This is a genomic window from Streptomyces sp. NPDC002181 (assembly GCF_042890485.1).
Lineage (GTDB): Bacteria > Actinomycetota > Actinomycetes > Streptomycetales > Streptomycetaceae > Streptomyces.
The window spans coordinates 591,905-610,564 of the sequence record NZ_JBIASC010000003.1 but is presented as its reverse complement, the minus strand read 5'-3'; the positions used below and the strand labels follow the sequence as shown (position 1 = coordinate 610,564).

10 protein-coding genes are annotated in these 18,660 nt (G+C 73.6%); 3 read left to right on the top strand and 7 right to left on the bottom strand.

Going from position 1 to position 18,660, the window contains the following annotated elements; genetic code table 11:
- Positions 1 to 179 precede the first annotated feature (179 nt).
- The 3 genes from ACFYXV_RS12095 to ACFYXV_RS12085 all read left to right on the top strand — a co-directional run bounded on the left by ACFYXV_RS12095 (position 180) and on the right by ACFYXV_RS12085 (position 7,292).
- Positions 180 to 1,766, top strand: coding sequence for an FAD-dependent monooxygenase (locus tag ACFYXV_RS12095; RefSeq protein WP_389382791.1), 1,587 nt, complete (start codon positions 180 to 182; stop codon positions 1,764 to 1,766).
- Positions 1,767 to 1,936: 170 nt separating this feature from the next.
- The gene (locus tag ACFYXV_RS12090) at positions 1,937 to 5,845 is read left to right on the top strand and encodes a Pls/PosA family non-ribosomal peptide synthetase (RefSeq protein WP_389382790.1); all 3,909 of its coding nucleotides are present in this window, start codon (positions 1,937 to 1,939) and stop codon (positions 5,843 to 5,845) included.
- A 37-nt stretch (positions 5,846 to 5,882) separates the two neighbouring features.
- Positions 5,883 to 7,292, top strand: coding sequence for a M1 family metallopeptidase (locus ACFYXV_RS12085; protein WP_385474962.1), 1,410 nt, complete (start codon positions 5,883 to 5,885; stop codon positions 7,290 to 7,292).
- Positions 7,293 to 7,320: 28 nt separating this feature from the next.
- On the opposite strand, the gene ACFYXV_RS12080 is transcribed toward ACFYXV_RS12085, so the two are convergent.
- From ACFYXV_RS12080 to ACFYXV_RS12050, 7 genes are all read right to left on the bottom strand, one after another.
- On the bottom strand, positions 7,321 to 8,496 hold the full coding sequence (locus ACFYXV_RS12080; RefSeq protein ID WP_389382789.1) for an epoxide hydrolase family protein: 1,176 nt from the start codon (positions 8,494 to 8,496) through the stop codon (positions 7,321 to 7,323).
- A gap of 46 nt (positions 8,497 to 8,542) precedes the next feature.
- Positions 8,543 to 10,135 carry a protein kinase gene (locus tag ACFYXV_RS12075; RefSeq protein WP_389382788.1) on the bottom strand — a complete coding sequence of 531 codons (1,593 nt, stop codon included), beginning with the start codon at positions 10,133 to 10,135 and terminating at the stop codon, positions 8,543 to 8,545.
- A 157-nt stretch (positions 10,136 to 10,292) separates the two neighbouring features.
- Complete coding sequence (gene argG / locus ACFYXV_RS12070; RefSeq protein ID WP_383344847.1) at positions 10,293 to 11,741, bottom strand: argininosuccinate synthase; 1,449 nt, start codon at positions 11,739 to 11,741, stop codon at positions 10,293 to 10,295.
- A 47-nt stretch (positions 11,742 to 11,788) separates the two neighbouring features.
- On the bottom strand, positions 11,789 to 12,496 hold the full coding sequence (gene narI, locus ACFYXV_RS12065) for a respiratory nitrate reductase subunit gamma (protein ID WP_385469544.1): 708 nt from the start codon (positions 12,494 to 12,496) through the stop codon (positions 11,789 to 11,791).
- Positions 12,493 to 13,122, bottom strand: a complete 630-nt coding sequence (gene narJ, locus ACFYXV_RS12060) for a nitrate reductase molybdenum cofactor assembly chaperone (RefSeq protein WP_385469542.1) — start codon at positions 13,120 to 13,122, stop codon at positions 12,493 to 12,495. The genes narI and narJ overlap by 4 nt, the downstream gene beginning before the upstream one ends.
- Positions 13,119 to 14,744 (bottom strand): nitrate reductase subunit beta, encoded by a 1,626-nt coding sequence (gene narH / locus ACFYXV_RS12055; RefSeq protein ID WP_385469540.1) that lies wholly within the window; start codon positions 14,742 to 14,744, stop codon positions 13,119 to 13,121. Before narH ends, narJ begins: the two co-directional genes overlap by 4 nt.
- A complete protein-coding gene (locus ACFYXV_RS12050) occupies positions 14,744 to 18,478 on the bottom strand; it encodes a nitrate reductase subunit alpha (protein ID WP_389382844.1) in 3,735 nt (1,244 codons plus the stop codon). The genes narH and ACFYXV_RS12050 overlap by 1 nt, the downstream gene beginning before the upstream one ends.
- Positions 18,479 to 18,660 lie beyond the last annotated feature (182 nt).

Sequence of the window (18,660 nt, the reverse complement as noted above, 5' to 3'; positions counted from 1 at the left end):
CACCGTACGGCCGGCTCCCCCTCCCACGCCAAAGGTTTTGCGGCCGCGCCCGGGCGACCGGCGAGGACACCGGCGGCGCGACCCGCCGACGAGAACCACCGGCGGGGCTGCGGCGCGGCGGCGCCCTACTGTGGACGGGGCGGTCGGCCGACCTGCTCGGTGAGCACGAGGAGCGGGGCATGTCCGGAGCAGACGGTGAGGTGCCGGTGCTGATCGTCGGGGGCGGGCCGGTCGGGCTCACCGCCCGGGCGCTGCTGGCGCGCTGGGGCGTGCCGGCGCTGCTGGTGGAGAAGCACGCCGAGCTGTCGCCGTTCCCCCGGTCCCGGCTGGTCAACGTGCGTTCGATGGAGATCTTCCGCGGGCTCGGACTGGCCGACCGGATCACGGCAGCCGCGTTCGCGCCCGAGTACGGCCGTGCCCGCTTCCGCGACACCCTGTACGACCGGGACTTCGCCGCGGCCGCGATGGTCGGGGTCGACGCACCCGTACCGGAGAGCCCCGTGATCGGCGTGCTCACCTCGCAGGACCGCCTCGAACCCGCCCTCCTCGCCGCCGCCGGCGCTCCCCCGCGGTTCGGGGTGGAGCTCACCGGCCTGGCCGAGGAGCCCGACGCCGTCGTGGCCGAGCTCCTCGACCGCCGAAGCGGGGCGCACGCGCGCGTCCGGGCCCGGTACGTGATCGCCGCCGACGGCGCGCATTCCACCGTCCGGGAGCTCCTCGCCGTCGGCACGACCGGCCCCGGGGCGATGGGCGATTTCACCACGGTCGTCTTCGACGCCGACCTCGGGCGCTGGAGCGCCCGTCAGCCCGCCGGGGTCTACTTCACCGCGCACGGATCGTTCGGTCCGGTCCACCCCGAAGGGGGCTGGCTCTGGTTCGGTCCCACGCCCGGCGAGGGCGCCCGCGCCGACTGGGCCGGCCTCGTCTCGCGCGCTCTCGGCCCCGGCGCGGACGTACGGGCCGATGTACGGCGGGTCCAGCACTGGGTGATGCACGCCTTCGTCGCCGAGCGCTTCCGCCACGGCCGGATCCTGCTGGCCGGCGACGCCGCGCACGCGATCCCCCCGATCGGCGGCCTGGGCATGAACACGGGCATCGCCGACGTGCACAACCTCTGCTGGAAGCTGGCGGGCGCGGTCCGCGGGTGGGCCGGGCCGGGCCTCCTGGACACGTACGCGGCGGAACGGCAGCCGGTCGCCCATCGGACGCTGCGCCAGGCAGTGGACAACGCCCGGCTCATGGTTCAGGTCCAGGAGCGGCGCCGCGCCCAGCTCCGCGGCGGCGCGTCTGCTCGCGACAGGATCGAACTTCCCTGGTCTGAGCGGTACTTCGCCCAACTGGGTCTCGTACTCGGCGCCGTATACCGCTCCACCGCCGTCCTCGACGGCGATGGCGATGGCGCCGGCGACGACCCGCAGGCGGGCGGCGAAGCCACCGGCCCCGACTACGTCCCCACCACCCGGCCCGGCCACCGCATGCCGCACCTCCGGCTCGCGGACGGCCGATCCACCCTCGACGCCTGCGGCGAATGGTTCACCCTGTTCACCCCGGACCCCGCCCCGTGGCAACGCCAGGCCGCCGCGCGGTGGCCGGTACGCGTCGAGGCCCTGCCCCCGGAGCACGCACACGGCTGCGCCCCCGGCCCGCAGGGAGCGCTGCTCGTACGCCCCGACGGCCACATCGGAGCACGCCTGCGCGAGCCGTCACGCAACGGCACCCTCCTGCGCCACACCGTCACCACGATCACCGGCGCGGCGCCCTCCTGACGGCCCCGCCGGGACCGGCTCTTCTGCGCCACGGGCCGAGCCTTCAGCGAGAAAACTCTTGATGCCGCAGTAGAATGGCCGGTTGTTCGACGCCGGACCGGAACAACCCGGGCAGACCTGGGCTCCGCCGGCGACCCGGATGTCCCCCCGGGAGCGAGACGCGAGGGCCGATGGCAGCCACACCTGAGCACGGTGACCTGACCCTGCTCGACGACAACGACGCGCGCGAGGAGTCCGGCAAGTCCGCCCGGTTCTCCGCCGGGCCCGCCGCCCCCACGCGCACCCTCGTCGACATCTTCGAGACGTCCGTACGGAACTGCCCCGACGAGCTCGCCCTCGACGACGGCTCCGCCCAGCTGACCTACCGGGCGCTGGCCGTCGAGGTGGAACGCCGCCGGCGCGCGCTCGCGGCCGCCGGCGTGGGACTCGGCGACCGGGTCGGCGTGCGCGTGCCCTCCGGCACCAATGAGCTGTATGTGGCCATCCTCGCCGTACTCGCCGCGGGCGCCGCCTACGTCCCGGTCGACGCCGAGGACCCCGACGAGCGCGCCGAGCTGGTCTTCGGCGAGGCCGGCGTACGGGCCGTGCTGGGCGGCGGGCAGCGCATCGACGTCACCGGCCTGCCCGGCGTTCCCGTCTCGGCCGCGCGCCCCGGACCCGAGCACGACGCGTGGATCATCTTCACGTCCGGCTCCACCGGCAAGCCCAAGGGCGTCGCCGTCAGCCACCGCAGCGCCGCCGCGTTCGTGGACGCCGAGGCCGAGCTGTTCCTCACCGAGGAGCCCATCGGCCCCGGCGACCGGGTCATGGCCGGCCTGTCCGTCGCCTTCGACGCCTCCTGCGAGGAGATGTGGCTCGCCTGGCGCTACGGCGCCTGCCTCGTGCCGGTCCCCCGCTCCCAGGTCCGCAGCGGCGCCGACCTCGGCCCCTGGCTCGTGGAGCAGGAGATCAGCGTCGTCTCCACCGTGCCGACCCTGGCCGCGCTCTGGGAGCCCGAGACCCTCGACGAGGTCCGACTGCTGATCTTCGGCGGCGAGGCCTGCCCGCCCGAGCTGACCCAGCGCCTGGTCACCGAGGGCCGGGAGGTCTGGAACACGTACGGGCCCACCGAGGCCACCGTCGTCGCCTGCGCCTCCCTCCTGACCGGCGAGGAGCCGATCCGGATCGGCCTCCCGCTGAACGGCTGGGAGCTGGCCGTGGTCGACGAGTCCGGCGAGCCGGTTCCGATGGGCGGCAGCGGCCAGCTCGTGATCGGCGGCGTCGGCCTGGCCCGCTACCTCGACCCCGACAAGGACGCCGAGAAGTACGCCCCGCTGGAATCCCTCGGCTGGGAGCGCGCCTACCGCAGCGGCGACCTCGTCCGCGCGGAACCGGACGGGCTGGTCTTCCTCGGCCGCGGCGACGAGCAGATCAAGCTCGGCGGCCGCCGGATCGAGCTGGGCGAGGTGGACGCGGCGCTCCAGGCCCTGCCCGGCGTCGCCGGCGCGGCCGCGGCCGTCCGTACGGCCCGCAGCGGCAACCAGCTGCTGGTCGGCTACCTGGTCGCCCAGGAGGGCTGGGACCACGCGGCGGCCGTGGAGCGGCTGCGCGCCGAGCTCCCCGCGGCACTCGTACCCCTGCTCGCCCGGGTCGACGAGCTGCCGACCCGCACCTCCGGCAAGGTCGACCGGGACGCCCTGCCCTGGCCGCTGCCGGAACTGGAGACCACCGGCCCCGCCGAGCAGCTGTACGGCACCGAGGCCTGGCTCGCCGAGCAGTGGGCCGAGACCCTCGGGGTGAGCGTCAGCGGCCCCGCCGACGACTTCTTCGCCATAGGCGGCAACAGCCTCGCCGCCGCCCAGCTCACCACCCGCCTGCGCACCCGCTACCCGCGCGCGGCCGTCCTCGACATCTACCAGCAGCCCGTGCTGCGCAAGCTGGCCCGGCGGCTGGAGAAGTCCGTACAGGACGACGACGCGGCCCGGATCGTCGCGCCCGTTCCGCTGCGCGCCAAGGTCGTGCAGTCGCTCCTGCTGCTGCCGCTGTTCACCGTGGTCGGACTGCGCTGGAGCGTGGCCCTGCTGGCGCTGGGCAACGCGCTGCACTGGTTCGGTGCGTACGCGTGGGCACCGACCGCCTCCTGGTGGGCCGTCGTGCCTGCTGCCGCACTGCTCTTCAGCCCGCCGGGCCGCCTCGCGATCGCGGCCGGCGGCGCGCGCCTGCTGTTGCGCGGGGTGAAGGCGGGACGCCACCCGCGCGGCGGAAGCGTGCACCTGCGCCTGTGGACGGCGGAGCGGCTGGCCGAGTACGTGGGCGCGACCTCGCTCACCGGTTCCTGGCTGGAGCGGTACGCACGGGCCCTGGGCGCCAAGGTCGGCCCCGAGGTGGACCTGCACTCGCTGCCCCCGGTGACGGGCATGCTCAAGCTGGGCCGCGGCTGCGCCGTGGAGTCCGAGGTGGACCTCTGCGGGCACTGGCTGGACGGCGACCGCCTGGTCATCGGCCCGATCAAGGTCGGCGCGGGCGCCGTGGTCGGCACGCGCAGCCTGCTGTTCCCCGGCGCGCGCGTCGGCAAGCGGGCCGAGGTGGCTCCCGGCTCGGCCGTGGCCGGGACGGTCCCCACCGGGCAGCGCTGGGCCGGTGCCCCGGCCGTCAAGCTGGGCAGGGCCAAGCGCAACTGGCCCAAGGAGCGCCCGCCGCGCGGGCTCTTCTGGCGGGCCGCCTATGGTGCGGCCGGCATCGGCCTCACCGCGCTGCCGGTGCTCTCCACCCTGCCCGCCCTGCTCGTGGTGAGCCGGTTCGTGCCCGCCGGTGCGGGTCTGGCCGAGGCCCTGCGCGGGGCCCTGATCGCCGTGGTGCCCGGCGCGCTCGCGTACGGGTTCACGTACGCCCTCCTGCTGCTGGTCTCCGTACGCCTGCTCAGCCTGGGCCTGCGCACCGGAACGCATCCGACGCACAGCCGCGTCGGCTGGCAGGCCTGGACCGTCACCCAGCTGATGGACCTGGCCCGCGAGACGCTCTTCCCGCTGTACGCCGGTCTGATCACCCCGGTGTGGCTGCGACTGCTGGGCATGAAGATCGGCCGGGGCGCGGAGGTCTCCACCGTGCTCGCGCTGCCGAGCCTGACCACCGTCGGCGAGGGCGCCTTCCTGGCCGACGACACCCTGACCGCCCCGTACGAGCTCGGCGGCGGCTGGATGCACATCGGGCACTCCGAGATCGGCCGCCGGGCGTTCCTCGGCAATTCGGGCATGACCGCTCCCGGCCGCAGCGTGCCGGACGGCGGGCTGGTCGGCGTCCTGTCCGCGACCCCGAAGAAGGCCAAGAAGGGCAGCTCCTACCTGGGCCTGCCGCCGGTGAAGCTGCCCCGCTCCGCCGAGACCTCCGACCAGAGCCGGACCTACGATCCGCCCGCGCACCTGCTGTGGGCGCGCGGTCTGGTGGAGCTGTGCCGGCTCCTGCCGGTGTTCTGCTCGGCCGCCCTGGCCGTGCTGATGGTGGCGGCGCTGTGCGCCCTGGCCACGGCGGACGGCGGCCCGGGCGTCTGGGGTACCGCGCTGCTGTCCGGGGTGGTCCTGCTCGCCGCCGGTGTGGCCGCGGGCGCCGTCTCGGTCGTCGCGAAGTGGCTGCTGGTGGGCCGGCACCGGACGGGCGAGCACCCGCTGTGGAGCGGCTTCGTATGGCGCAACGAGCTGGCCGACACCTTCGTCGAGGTGCTGGCCGTGCCGTGGCTGGCCGGTTCTGTGCCCGGTACCCCCCTGCTGAACCTGTGGCTGCGCGCGCTGGGGGCCCGGATCGGCCGGGGCGTGTGGTGCGAGAGCTACTGGCTCCCCGAGTCGGACCTGGTGGAACTGGGCGACGCGGTCACCGTGAACCGCGGATGCGTGTTGCAGACTCACCTCTTCCACGACCGGATCTTGAGGACGGATACTGTGGTCCTCCGCGAGGGCGCCACGCTGGGCCCGGGCGGCATCGTCCTGCCCGGAAGTTCGGTCGGGGCCCACAGCACGCTGGGTCCCGCCTCTCTCGTGATGGCCGGGGAATCCGTCCCCGCCGACACCCGTTGGCTGGGCAACCCGATCGAGGCATGGCGGGCCTGACAAGGGCCCGGGCACAGCGCAGGGAGCGGAAGCGGCAATGAACGGCCAGAGAACAGCGGCATCGGACCCGTACTTCCCCGACAACGGAGACTCCCGTTACCGCGCGCACCGGTACGAACTCGCTCTGGAGTACCGGCCCGGCCCGAACCGGCTGGCCGGTACCGCCCGGATCAGCGCGATCGCCGGGCGGGCCCCGCTCGCCGAGTTCCACCTGAACCTGGCCGAGTTCAAAATAGGCCGTGTCATGGTGAACGGCCGGGCCCCGCACTACACCCACCGGGGCGGCAAGCTCCGGATCCGCCCGGCCAAGCCGCTGCCCGCGGGCGCCGCGTTCACCGTGGAGGTGCACTGGGCGGGCAACCCCAAGCCGGTCCGCAGCCCCTGGGGCGGGCTCGGCTGGGAGGAGCTGGCCGACGGGGCGCTGGTGGCCAGCCAGCCGGTCGGCGCGCCGTCCTGGTACCCGTGCAACGACCGGCCCGCCGACAAGGCCTCGTACCACATCTCGATCAACACGCCCTCCTCGTACACGGTGGTGGCGGGCGGGCGGCTGCTCACCCGGACGACCAGGGCTTCCACGACGACCTGGGTGTACGAGCAGCCCGCGCCGACCTCCAGCTACCTGGTCGGCCTGTCGATCGGCGTCTACCAGACGGTGCTGCTCGGCGACCCGGGGCTGGGCGGGGTGCCGATGACCGCCCACGTGCCGGCGCACCTGCTCCCGCAGTTCTCCCGCGACTTCGCCCGGCAGCCCGCCATGATGCAGCTGTTCGAGGACCTGTTCGGGCCCTATCCCTTCGGGGAGTACGCGGTCCTCGTCGCAGACGAGGAACTGGACGTTCCCGTGGAGGCCCAGGGCCTCTCCCTGTTCGGCGCCAACCACGTCGACGGCGCCCGCGGATCGGAGCGGCTCGTCGCCCACGAGCTCGCGCACCAGTGGTTCGGCAACAGCGTGACCATCGCCGACTGGCGGCACATCTGGCTCAACGAGGGCTTCGCGAAGTACGCCGAGTGGCTGTGGTCGGAGCGCTCCGGCGGCCGCCGCGCACACGAGCACGCGGCCGCCGCGCACCGGCTGCTGGCCACGCTGCCGCAGGACCTGCGGCTCGTCGACCCGGGCCGCAAGCTGATGTTCGACGACCGCCTGTACCAGCGCGGGGGGCTCGCGGTGCACGCGATCCGCTGCGCGCTGGGCGACGGGGCGTTCTTCCGGATGCTGCGCGACTGGGCCACGGTGCACCGCCACGGCGTGGTCAGCACCGCCGCCTTCACCACGCACGTGGCCCGGTACGCGAACGAGCCGGTGGACGAGGTGTTCTCGGCCTGGCTGTACGAGACTTCCCTGCCGCCGCTGCCGGTCCCGCCGCCCGTGCGGCCGTCGGCGTCCACGCCGGCGAAGCCGGGGTACCCGCCCACGAACGGCCGGTCGGCGGGCCGGGCCTCCGCCTGAGGCCCGGGGCGGCCGACCGGGCCGGCCCCTAGGGACCGGTCCGGCGGAAGGGGCGGAAGAACGCGCGGAGCTCCCGCGCGTACAGCTCGGGCTCCTCGAACGGGGCGAAGTGGCCGCCGCGCGGGGGCTCGGTCGCGTACACGACGTTCGCCGTACGCTCCAGCCATGCCCGCGGCGGTCGGACCACGTCGCCCCGGAAGATCGAGAATCCGGACGGCACCTCGACCCGGCGGGCGTGCTGCGCGGGCGGGACGGCGGAGTTCGCTCGGTACATGCGCATCGAGGAGCCGATCGTGCCCGTGAGCCAGTAGAGCGTGATGTTCGTGAGGATCTCGTCCTTCGTGAAGCTCCGCTCGACGTCACCGTCGCAGTCGCTCCACGCCCGCAGCTTCTCGACGATCCACGCGGCGAGCCCGGCCGGCGAGTCGGTGAGCCCGAAGGCGGCGGTCTGGGGCTTGGTGCGCTGCATTGCCGCGTACGCGCCCTCGGTCGCCCCCCAGGCCCCGGCGGCCTCCAGCCAGGCACGCTCCTCGGGGGTGAGCCGCGTCGGGTCCGCGGTGGGGAGCGGCAGGCCGGCGTCCGTGCGGTGCACGGCCACGACCCGGTCGGGGTGGTCGAGCGCGAGGTAGCGGCTCACGTGGCTGCCGAGGTCCCCGCCCGCCGCGCCGAACCGCTCGTACCCGAGCACCCGCATGAGCTCGGCCCAGAGTCCGGCGGCGGCGATGGTGTCGAGGGGCGGTCCGGTGGGCCGCTCGGAGTACCCGAATCCCGGCAGGTCGGGGACGACCACGTCGAAGGCGTCGGCGGGATCGGCGCCGTGCGCCGCGGGGTCGGTGAGGAGCGGGACGACCTTCGCGTACCGCCAGAACGAGTCGGGCCAGCCGTGGGTGAGGACCAGCGGGAGGACGGGAGCCCCGGCGGGGGCGACGGCGCGGGCGTGGACGAAGTGGATCCCGAGGCCGCCGACCGGCACCCGGAAGTGCGGCAGCCGGGCGAGCTCCGCCTCCCGCGCCGGCCAGTCGAACCCGTCGGCCCAGTACGCGACGAGCTCGCGCAGGTAGCCGAGGTCGGTCCCGAGCGACCATCCGGCGTCCTCGGGCGCGTCCGGCCAGCGCGTCGCGCGCAGCCGCGCGCGGAGGTCTTCGAGCGCCGCGGGGTCGGTGTGCGGGGTGAACGGCTCGGGGCGGGGGGAGGCGTCCGGCATGGCCGAATCCTAGGGGGGTCCGCGGAGTCCCGCCTGCCCCGCGGCGTCAGCAGCGGTTCGACGGGCCCTTCTGGCGGGTCAGGTTGTCGTTGGACATCCAGCCGGAGGCGTTCGTGTCGGCGGCGTGGACGTAGGTCCATTTGTTGCCGTGCGCGTTGACGACGTAGCACTGGTACGTGAGCTTCGTGCCGGACTTGGCCACCGCGACGGCGGGGCATTCCTGGTAGGGCCCGGTGGTGATGTGGTAGGTGCCCGACATGAAGCCGTAGGTTCCCGGGCTCCGGTCCTGGTGGCTCCAGCCGGTACAGCCCGTCGACGCGGGAGTGGGCCCGGAGTGCGCCGAGGACGACGGCTTGGGGGACGCGCCGCCGCTCTTGCCGCTCGGGGTGGGGGCCGGTGACTTGCCGGGCCTGCCGGAGTCCTTGGACGGCTTCGGGGACCGTGGGCTCTGGGCCGTGGACGGGCTGCGGGTGGTCAGGGGCGCGGCGTGGGCCTGCCCGCCGCCGCCCCCGGCGCCGTGGTCGCCCACCGCGGCGTACGTGATCCCGCCCCCGGCGAGGACGACGGCGACGGCCGCCCCGATGACGACGCGTCCGCGGGTCGCCCCCGCGGCGCCGGCGGCGCGGGGCCCGGTCGGTGCGCCCGTATGCGGGACGGGCCCCGACGGACCGGGGGCGGGCATCGCCCGGCCGGGGTACGGCGGTTGCGGGGACGGCCGCGGGTACGGGACCGGGGCGGGGCCGTAGCCGGGCGGCGGTGGCGCCCCCGCCCCGTGCGGGCTCCGGCCCTCGGCCACCGCCCGGAGCATCTCGCGCGCCCGGCCCGCGCTGGGCCGGCGCTCCGGCTCCTTCGCCATGAGGGCGTGCAGTACGGGCGTGAGCGCTCCGGCGCGGCGCGGCTCCGGCAGCGGCTCGGTGACGATCGCCGACAGGGTCGACCAGGCCGACGTACGGCGGAAGGGGTACGCGCCCTCGACGGCGGCGTACAGCGTCATGCCGAGCGACCAGATGTCCGACGCCGGACCGGGTTCCCGGCCCTGCGCGCGCTCCGGGGGAAGGTAGTCGAGGGAGCCGATGATGCTTCCGCTGCGGGTCAGCTTGGCCACGTCCTCGTCGGCCGCGGCCTGCACGGTGGCTATGCCGAAGTCGGTGAGGACGACCCGGCCGTCGGGCTCCAGCAGCACGTTGGCCGGTTTGACGTCGCGGTGCAGGACCCCGGCCCGGTGCGCGGCGTCGAGGGCGTCCATCAGCCTGGCGCCGATCGCCGCGGCCTCGTGCGGTTCCAGCGGGCCGCGTCGTTCCAGTACCTCGTCGAGCGAGGGCCCCTCGACGAGTTCCATCACGATGACCGGGAGGCCCTCCTCCTCGGTCACGTCGTGCACGGTGACCACGCCTGCGTGCCGGATGCGGGCGGCGGCCTGGGCCTCCCGCCGCATCCGGGCGCGCAGATCGGCCAGTTCGGGTGCGGAGGCGTCGGTGTAGGCCCGCATGACCTTGACGGCGACTTCCCTGCCCAGCAGTTCGTCCACGGCGCGGGCGACCACGCCCATGCCGCCGCGTCCGATCATCGCCGTCACCCGGTAGCGCCCGCCGAGCACCCTGCCGACCAGCTCCGCGCCGTTCGCCTCCCCCGCCGTCACCGCACGCCCCGTCCATCGCCGTCCGTCAACTCGCCCATCGAGCAGGCCCAGCGTAACGGCGCGGGCGTTCGGATCGGCGGGGGACGCGGGCACGGCCCCGGGCGGTCCGCACGTCGTCCACGTGCCGGACCGCCCGGGGCCGGGGCCCGCCCGCGGGTCAGTCGGTGCCGAACTCCATCGCGGCGCGGTCGAGCAGCTCGTCGTCCTGCGAGACCTCGCCGCGGGAGGCGATGGCCTCCGCGCCGCCCTTCGGCATGACGCCGATCAGGCCGGTCGCCGCCGCCTGGGCCGAGCCGATCAGCTCGGGGTGCGCGGTGCCGACGATGCCGAGGCCGGCGTACTGCTCCAGCCGGGCGCGCGAGTCGGCGATGTCGAGGTTGCGCATGGTGAGCTGGCCGATCCGGTCCACCGGGCCGAACGCCGAGTCCTCGGTGCGCTCCATCGAGAGCTTGTCCGGGTGGTAGCTGAAGGCCGGGCCGGTGGTGTCGAGGATCGAGTAGTCCTCGCCGCGCCGCAGCCGCAGGGTGACCTCTCCGGTGACCGCCGAGCCGACCCAGCGCTGGAGCGACTCGCGGACCATCAGGGCCTGCGGGTCCAGCCAGCGGCCCTCGTACATCAGCCGGCCGAGGCGCCGGCCCTCGTTGTGGTAGTGCGCGAGGGTGTCCTCGTTGTGGATCGCGTTGACGAGGCGCTCGTACGCGGCGTGCAGGAGCGCCATGCCGGGCGCCTCGTAGATGCCGCGGCTCTTGGCCTCGATGATCCGGTTCTCGATCTGGTCCGACATGCCCATGCCGTGGCGGCCGCCGATGGCGTTGGCCTCCATCACGAGGTCGACCGGGGAGTGGAACTCCTTGCCGTTGATCGTCACCGGGCGGCCCTGAACGAAGCCGATGGTGACGTCCTCGGCGGCGATCTCGACCGACGGGTCCCAGAACCGCACGCCCATGATCGGCTGCACGGTCTCCACGCCGGTGTCGAGGTGCTCCAGCGTCTTGGCCTCGTGGGTGGCGCCCCAGATGTTGGCGTCGGTGGAGTACGCCTTCTCGGCGCTGTCGCGGTAGGGCAGCCCGTGGGCCACCAGCCACTCCGACATCTCCTTGCGTCCGCCGAGCTCGTGGACGAAGTCTGCGTCGAGCCAGGGCTTGTAGATGCGCAGGTGGGGGTTGGCGAGCAGGCCGTAGCGGTAGAACCGCTCGATGTCGTTGCCCTTGAAGGTCGAGCCGTCGCCCCAGATCTGGACGTCGTCCTCCAGCATCGCCCGGACCAGCAGGGTGCCGGTCACGGCGCGGCCGAGCGGCGTGGTGTTGAAGTACGCGCGGCCGCCGGAGCGGATGTGGAACGCGCCGCAGGCGAGTGCGGCCAGGCCCTCCTCGACCAGCGCCGCCCGGCAGTCGACCAGGCGCGCGATCTCGGCACCGTAGGTCTTGGCACGGCCGGGCACCGACGCGATGTCGGGCTCGTCGTACTGGCCGATGTCGGCGGTGTAGGTGCAGGGGACGGCACCCTTGTCGCGCATCCAGGCGACGGCGACGGAGGTGTCGAGGCCGCCGGAGAAGGCGATGCCGACGCGCTCGCCGGCGGGCAGGGAGGTGAGAACCTTGGACATGGGAAGAGTATGCATGGAAACGCATGGCTATGCAAACCCATGGTGGGCTATCCCCCCTGCTCGGCGTTGTGCGGCCGGGCCCCCCGGGAGCGGTAAACGATGTAGGGGCGGGTCAGATACCCCAGCGGCGCGGTGAAGGCGTGCACGAGGCGGCTGAACGGCCACAGCGCGAACAGGGTCATGGCGAGCAGCGCGTGCAGCCGGTACGGGAGGGGGGCCCCGGCCATCGCGGGGACGTCGGGGTCGAGCGTGAGGAGGGAGCGGAACCAGACGGACACGCCGAGGCGGTAGTCGTAGGGGTGCGGAACGAGCGTGGTGGCGGTGGCGGTGAGGCCGGCCAGCAGGACGGCGGCCAGGACCGGGTAGACGGCGCGGTCGCTGGTGCTCGTGGCGATCCGTACCGCGGGCACCTTGAGCCGCCGGTACACCAGGATCGCCAGGCCGGTGAGGGTGGCCAGGCCGGCCGCTCCGCCGACGAACACGGCGTTGGCGTGGTAGACCGCTTCGCGCACGTGCAGGCGTTCGGTGAACGATTCGGGCACGAGCAGGCCCACGACGTGCCCGCCGATCACGAAGAGCAGTCCGTAGTGGAAGAGCGGGGCCCCGATGCTCAGCAGCCGGTGCTCGTGCAGCTGGCTGGAGCGGGTCGTGAACCCGAAGCGGTCGTAGTGGTAGCGCCAGGCGCTGCCGGCGACGAGCACGACGGCGACGAGGTAGGGCAGCACGCCCCACAGGGCGATGTGCAGGTGGTTCATCGTCGGAGCTCCTCGGCCGGGGCTGCCTGCGGGCGCAGCGTGGGGAAGGGCAGCAGGCCCACGGTCTCGGTCGGCGGGCCGCTGCGTGCCAGCCGCAGGGCGGCCGCGCGGTCGGCCGGGGAGGGGCCGGGCAGGGTGAGGCAGACGGCCGTCAGGACGTCGGCGTAGGGGGTCTTGTGATCGGCCAGGGCCATGCGGAGCAGTTCGAGAGCCGCACGGTGCTCCTGCAGGGCCTCCCCGCCCGCCCGGGGGCAGCGGGCGGCGAACTCCAGGGCCAGCGGGAGGAAGTCGGGCAGTTCGTCCGAGGGCGGCTGCCAGCCGTGTTCGAGGTACAGCTGCCGCCAGCCCAGCAGGGACTGGCCGCGGCGGCGGGTGTCGCCGTCCGTGTAGTACGTGAGGTGCAGGGTGCGGCGGCGGCTGCGGTCGAACGCGGCCACGTAGCGGGCGGACATCTCCAGTTGCGGTACCTCCTCGACCACCGTGCAGAAGCGCAGCAGCAGGGCGGCCTCCTCGCCGGCGAGGTCGCCGAGGCAGCCGCGGACGAGGCCGAGGCGCTGCGGCCAGTCCTCACCGGGGTGCGACAGGAGCAGGGAGGCGGCCTGGTGGAGGGCGGCGGTGCGGCTCATGCCTGCTCCCTGCGGGGGAAGAGCCCGGCCGGGGCGCCCCGGCCGTTCCAGTTGAGGAGGTTCACGCGGCCGCTCAGGGATCCGGGCTCCGGCTCGGCATCGGGGCCGGCGGGCGGGGCGTGGAAGGTGTCGGCCGTGTACATCCCGGGGCCGCCCTCGCCGTCGAGGCTGCACCCCGTGCCGGGGTCGGCGTGTTCCGCGTGCCGGGCGGTGTACCCGGTGGGGATCACGTAGCGGTCCTCGTACTTGGCCACGGCCAGCAGCCGGTACATGGCCTCGATGCCGTCGGCGTCCATGCCCACCGAGCCGGCGATGGCGGGGTCCTGTTCCTCGCCGAGGTTGATGCGGCGCATGTGCGCCCGCATGGCGGCCAGGCGGCACAGCGACGCCTCCACGGGGGCCGGGTCGCCCGCCGTGAACAGCTCCGCCAGATAGCCGATGGGGATCCGCATCGAGTCGATCGCGGCGAAGAGCTTCGCCGGGTCCTCGCCGTCGTGTCCCGTGGCCGTCAGGGATTCCACGATGGGCGACAGCGGCGGGATGTACCAGACCATCGGCATGGTGCGGTACTCCGGGTGCAGGGGCAGCGCCACCTTGTACTCGCTGATCAGGGCGCGCACCGGTGAGCGCCGGGCAGCGGTGATCCAGTCGTGCGGGATCCCCGCCTGTTCCGCCGCGTGCTGCACGGCGGGGTCGTCGGGATCGAGGAAGCAGTCGAGCTGGGCCTCGTACAGGTCCTTCTCGTCGGGCGTGGCGGCGGCGGCACCGACCCTGTCGGCGTCGTAGAGGACGACCCCGAGATAGCGCAGGCGGCCGACGCAGGTCTCGGAGCACACGGTCGGCTGCCCGGCCTCGATGCGGGGGTAGCACAGGGTGCACTTCTCGGCCTTGCCGGTGCGGTGGTTGAAGTAGATCTTCTTGTACGGGCATCCGGTCACGCACATGCGCCAGCCCCGGCAGCGGTCCTGGTCGACGAGGACGATGCCGTCCTCGACCCTCTTGTACAGCGCCCCCGAGGGGCACACGGCCACGCACGACGGGTTCAGGCAGTGCTCGCAGATCCGTGGCAGGTAGAACATGAACGCCTGCTCGTACTCCAGGCGGACCTGCTCGCTCATCTTCTGGAGCACGGGGTCGGCGGCGAGGTGCTGCGGACCGCCGCCCAGGTCGTCGTCCCAGTTGGGGCCCCAGGTCACCGTGGTGGGACGGCCGTCGATCAGCGAGCGCGGGGCGGCGGTGGGGACGTCGTCGCCCAGCGGCGCGTTGATCAGGTTCTCGTAGTCGTAGGTCCACGGCTCGTAGTAGTCGGACAGGGAGGGAAGACGGGGGTTGGCGAACAGGGTGGCGAGACGGCGGGCCCGGCCGCCGCTGCGCGGCATCAGGCGGCCCCGCTTGAGCCGCCAGCCGCCCTGCCACTTCTCCTGGTCCTCCCAGCGGCGCGGGTAGCCCTGGCCGGGGCGGGTCTCGACGTTGTTGAACCAGGCGTACTCGCTGCCCGACCGGTTGGTCCAGGTCTGCTTGCAGGTGACGGAGCAGGTGTGGCAGCCGATGCACTTGTCGAGGTTCATGACCATCGCGACCTGTGCCATCACGCGCCCGATGGGCGCTGCGCTTCGGGGCATCAGTACGTGACCTCCTGGGAGCGGCGGCGGATGACGGTGACGGCATCGCGCTGGTTGCCGGTGGGCCCGTAGTAGTTGGGGGCGAAGCAGAGCTGGGCGTGTCCGCCGATCAGATGGGTGGGTTTGATCAGCAGGCGGGTCAGGGCGTTGTGGACGCCGCCGCGCCGCCCCGTGGTCTCGGAGGTGGGCACGTTCACCATGCGTTCCTGCACGTGGTACATGAACACCGTTCCGGGCGGCATCCGGTGGGAGACGACGGCGCGGGCGACGACCACGCCGTTGGCGTTGACGGCCTCGATCCAGTCGTTGTCGGCGGCGCCGATGGCCTCGGCGTCCTCGGTGCCGAGCCAGATGACCGGGCCGCCCCGGGCCAGGGTCTGCATGAGGAGGTTCTCCTGGTACTCGGAGTGGATGGACCACTTCGAGTGCGGGGTCAGGTACCGCACCGTCACCGACCGGCCGGCGTCCGCGTCCTCGCGGCGGGGCCGGTCCCCGAGGGCCGCGAGATCCAGGGGCGGCCGGTAGACGGGCAGTTGTTCGCCGTACTCGGCGATCCACTCGTGATCGAGGTAGAAGTGCTGGCGGCCGGTCAGCGTGTGCCAGGGCTTGCGGTGCTCGGTGTTGATGGTGAAGGGCGCGTAGCGGCGGTCCGGCCCTTCCTTCCCGGACCATTCGAAGCTGGCGCCGACCTGCACCGGGCGGGCCTGGGTGTCGGAGAACACGATGCGCCGCTCGGCCAGCGAGGCGGCCAGCTCCTCCAGGCCGCTGCCCGGTCCGCAGCGCACGCCGAGCTGGCGGAAGCCTTCGGCGGCGACGCGGCCGTTCGTAGTGCCGGACAGGGCGAGGATCGCCTCGCACATCTTGACGTCCGTGTCGAGCAGCGGGCGGCCCCGGGCCGCTCCCTCCCGGGCCGTGCCGCAGCGCTCGGCGAGCCAGTGGGACTCCGGCGTCGTGTGCACCGTGATGCCGCGCACCTGCATGCCGTGCTCGTCGGGCAGCGGTCCGAAGGCGGCGAGCCGGTCGGCGAGGGCCGTGTAGTCCCGTTGGACGAGCGTGTACCGGGGTGTGGTGGGCCCCTCGGGCGGAGCCTCTCCCGGGGTGTCGTGCTGGAGGGCCGTGGCGACCAGGTCCCAGGCGTCCTCCAGGCGGCCGTGCGCCAGTTCGGCGACCTTGGCGGCGAGGCCGTGGAAGATCTCGAAGTCGGTACGGGCCTGCCACGGCGGGTCGATCGCCGGCGAGAACGCGTGCACGAAGGGGTGCATGTCCGTGCTGGACAGGTCGTGCTTCTCGTACCAGGTCGCCGCCGGAAGGACGAGGTCGGCGAACAGGGTGGTGGAGGTCATGCGGAAGTCGAGCGCGAGGAGCAGGTCCAGCTTCCCCCGCGGCGCCTCCTCCCGCCAGGCCACCTCCCGCGGCCGGTGCTCCGGCGGCGCCTGTGCGGCCGAGGCGTTGTCGTCAGCGCCCAGCAGGTGCCGCAGGAAGTATTCGTTGCCCTTGGCCGAGGAGCCGATGAGGTTGGCCCGCCACACCGTCAGCACGCGCGGCCAGTTCACCGGATCGTCGGGGTCCTCGCAGGCGAAGGAGATCCGGCCCGCCTCCAGCTGCTGCTCCACCCAGGCCGAGGGTTCCCTCCAGGAGGCGTGGGCCTGTCGGCCCAGCTCCAGGGAGTTGGCCGAGAACGTGGGGTAGGAGGGCATCCAGCCCTGCCGTACCGACCGGGCCACCAGGTCCGCCGTGTGCGCGCCGGCGAAGGTGCCGCGGGCCGTGGGCGCGGTCAGCTGCTCGGCCGCGAACCCCTCGTAGCGCCACTGGTCGGTGTGCAGGTACCAGTACGGCGTGCCCGCCATCTGGCGGGAGGGCCGGATCCAGTCGGAAGCGGTGGCCAGCTGCTGCCAGCCGGCGAACGGCCGTACCTTCTCCTGGCCGACGTAGTGGGCCCAGCCGCCGCCGTTCACCCCCTGACAGCCCGTGAGCAGCAACAGGGAGAGGAAGGAGCGGTAGATCGTGTCCGAATGGAACCAGTGGTTCGTGCCCGCACCCATCACGATCATGCAGCGGCCGCGCGTCTGTTCGGCCGTGCGGGCGAACTCCCGCGCCGCCCGCACCACCGCGCCCGCGGGCACGGAGGTGATCGCCTCCTGCCAGGCCGGGGTGCACGGGGTGGAGGCGTCCTCGTACGAGGCCGGCCACCGGCCGCCGAGCCCGCCGCGGCCCACCCCGTACTGGGCCAGCATCAGGTCGAACACGGTCGTCACCAGGCGGTCGCCGAGGCGCTGCACGGGGACGCCGCGCTCCACGGTCGCGCCCGCCTCGTCGAAGCGGGGCAGGACGACCTTCGCGACGGATCCGCCCTCGCCCCCGTACAGGCTCAGGAGCGGTTCCACGTCCCCCAGGTCCAGGTTCCAGCGGCCCTCGCCGAACTTCGACCAGCGGTCCCCCAGGGTCCCGTTCGGCACCACGGGCGCACCGGTGACGGCGTCCAGCAGGACGGGCATCCACCGGCGCGTCGCCTCGTCGGGCGCGTCCCGGGCGTGGCGCAGGTCCGCCGCGGTCACGAAGCGGCCCGGGACGTGCCGCCCCGGCTCGCGCTCCTCCAGCTCCACCAGGAAGGGCAGGTCCGTGAACCGCTTCACGTAGTCCGTGAAGTAGGGGACCTGCCGCTCGACGAAGCACTCCTTGAGGATGACGTGCCCCATGGCCATGGCCATCGCGCCGTCGGTGCCCGGATGCGGGTGGAGCCACTCGTCGGCGAATTTGGTGGCGTCGGCGTAGTCGGGGGAGACGACCACGACCTTCTGCCCGCGGTAGCGGGCCTCGGCCATCCAGTGGGCGTCGGGCGTCCGGGTGACGGGAACGTTGGAACCCCACAGCATCAGGTAGGCGGCGTCCCACCAGTCCCCCGATTCGGGTACGTCGGTCTGGTCCCCGAAGACCTGCGGCGACGCGATGGGCAGGTCCGCGTACCAGTCGTAGAACGACAGCATCGGCGCGCCGATCAGGGCGTGGAAGCGGGCCCCGACGGCGTGCGAGGCCATCGACATGGCCGGGATGGGCGAGAACCCGGCGATCCGGTCGGGGCCGTGCGCCGCCAGTGTGTGCACATGCGCAGCCGCGGCGATCTCCAGGGCTTCCTGCCAGCCGATCCGGACCAGGCCGCCCTTGCCGCGGGCCGCCTGGTAGCGGCGCCGCTTGTCGGGGTCCGTGGTGATCTCCGCCCAGGCGGCCACCGGGTCGCCGCCGAGGCGCGCCCTGGCCTCGCGGTACATCTCCACGAGGACGCCCCGGGCGTGCGGGTACCGCACACGGGTCGGCGAGTACGTGTACCAGGAGAACGAGGCTCCGCGGGGGCAGCCGCGCGGTTCGTACTCCGGACGGTCGGGGCCCGTCGACGGGTAGTCGGTAGCCTGCGTCTCCCACGTGATCAGGCCGTCCTTGACGTACACCTGCCACGAGCACGATCCGGTGCAGTTCACGCCGTGGGTGGAGCGCACCACCTTGTCGTGCGCCCAGCGCTCGCGGTACGGCGCGTCGTTGACCTGCTGGTCGGCCCGGAACACCGCCCGGCCGTCCGCCGTCCCGGGCGCCCTGCTGAGCAGGCGCCCCGCCTGCAGCAACCGGTCGGAGACGGCGTCCGCCGCGCGTTCTGTCGTGGCCCTGGCCCTGCCGCGTTTCACGTGGTGGCCCCTTCCGGGAGGCGGGCGCAGCCGGCCCCTCCGCGGGATCCGGCTGACCATGGGTGCGTCGCGCACAGGTTGCACCTGTGAAGCGCCGCGGCGCGGATCGCCCACCGCCGGTTGAATGTATCGAGAACGTATCTTGGTGAGCTCTTGGGGCGGAGCGGCTCCACGGGGCGGGCGGCCCGGTCCGGCCGGAGGCGTCCGCGGGGCAGCGGATCGACGGCCCGCGCGCTACCCTC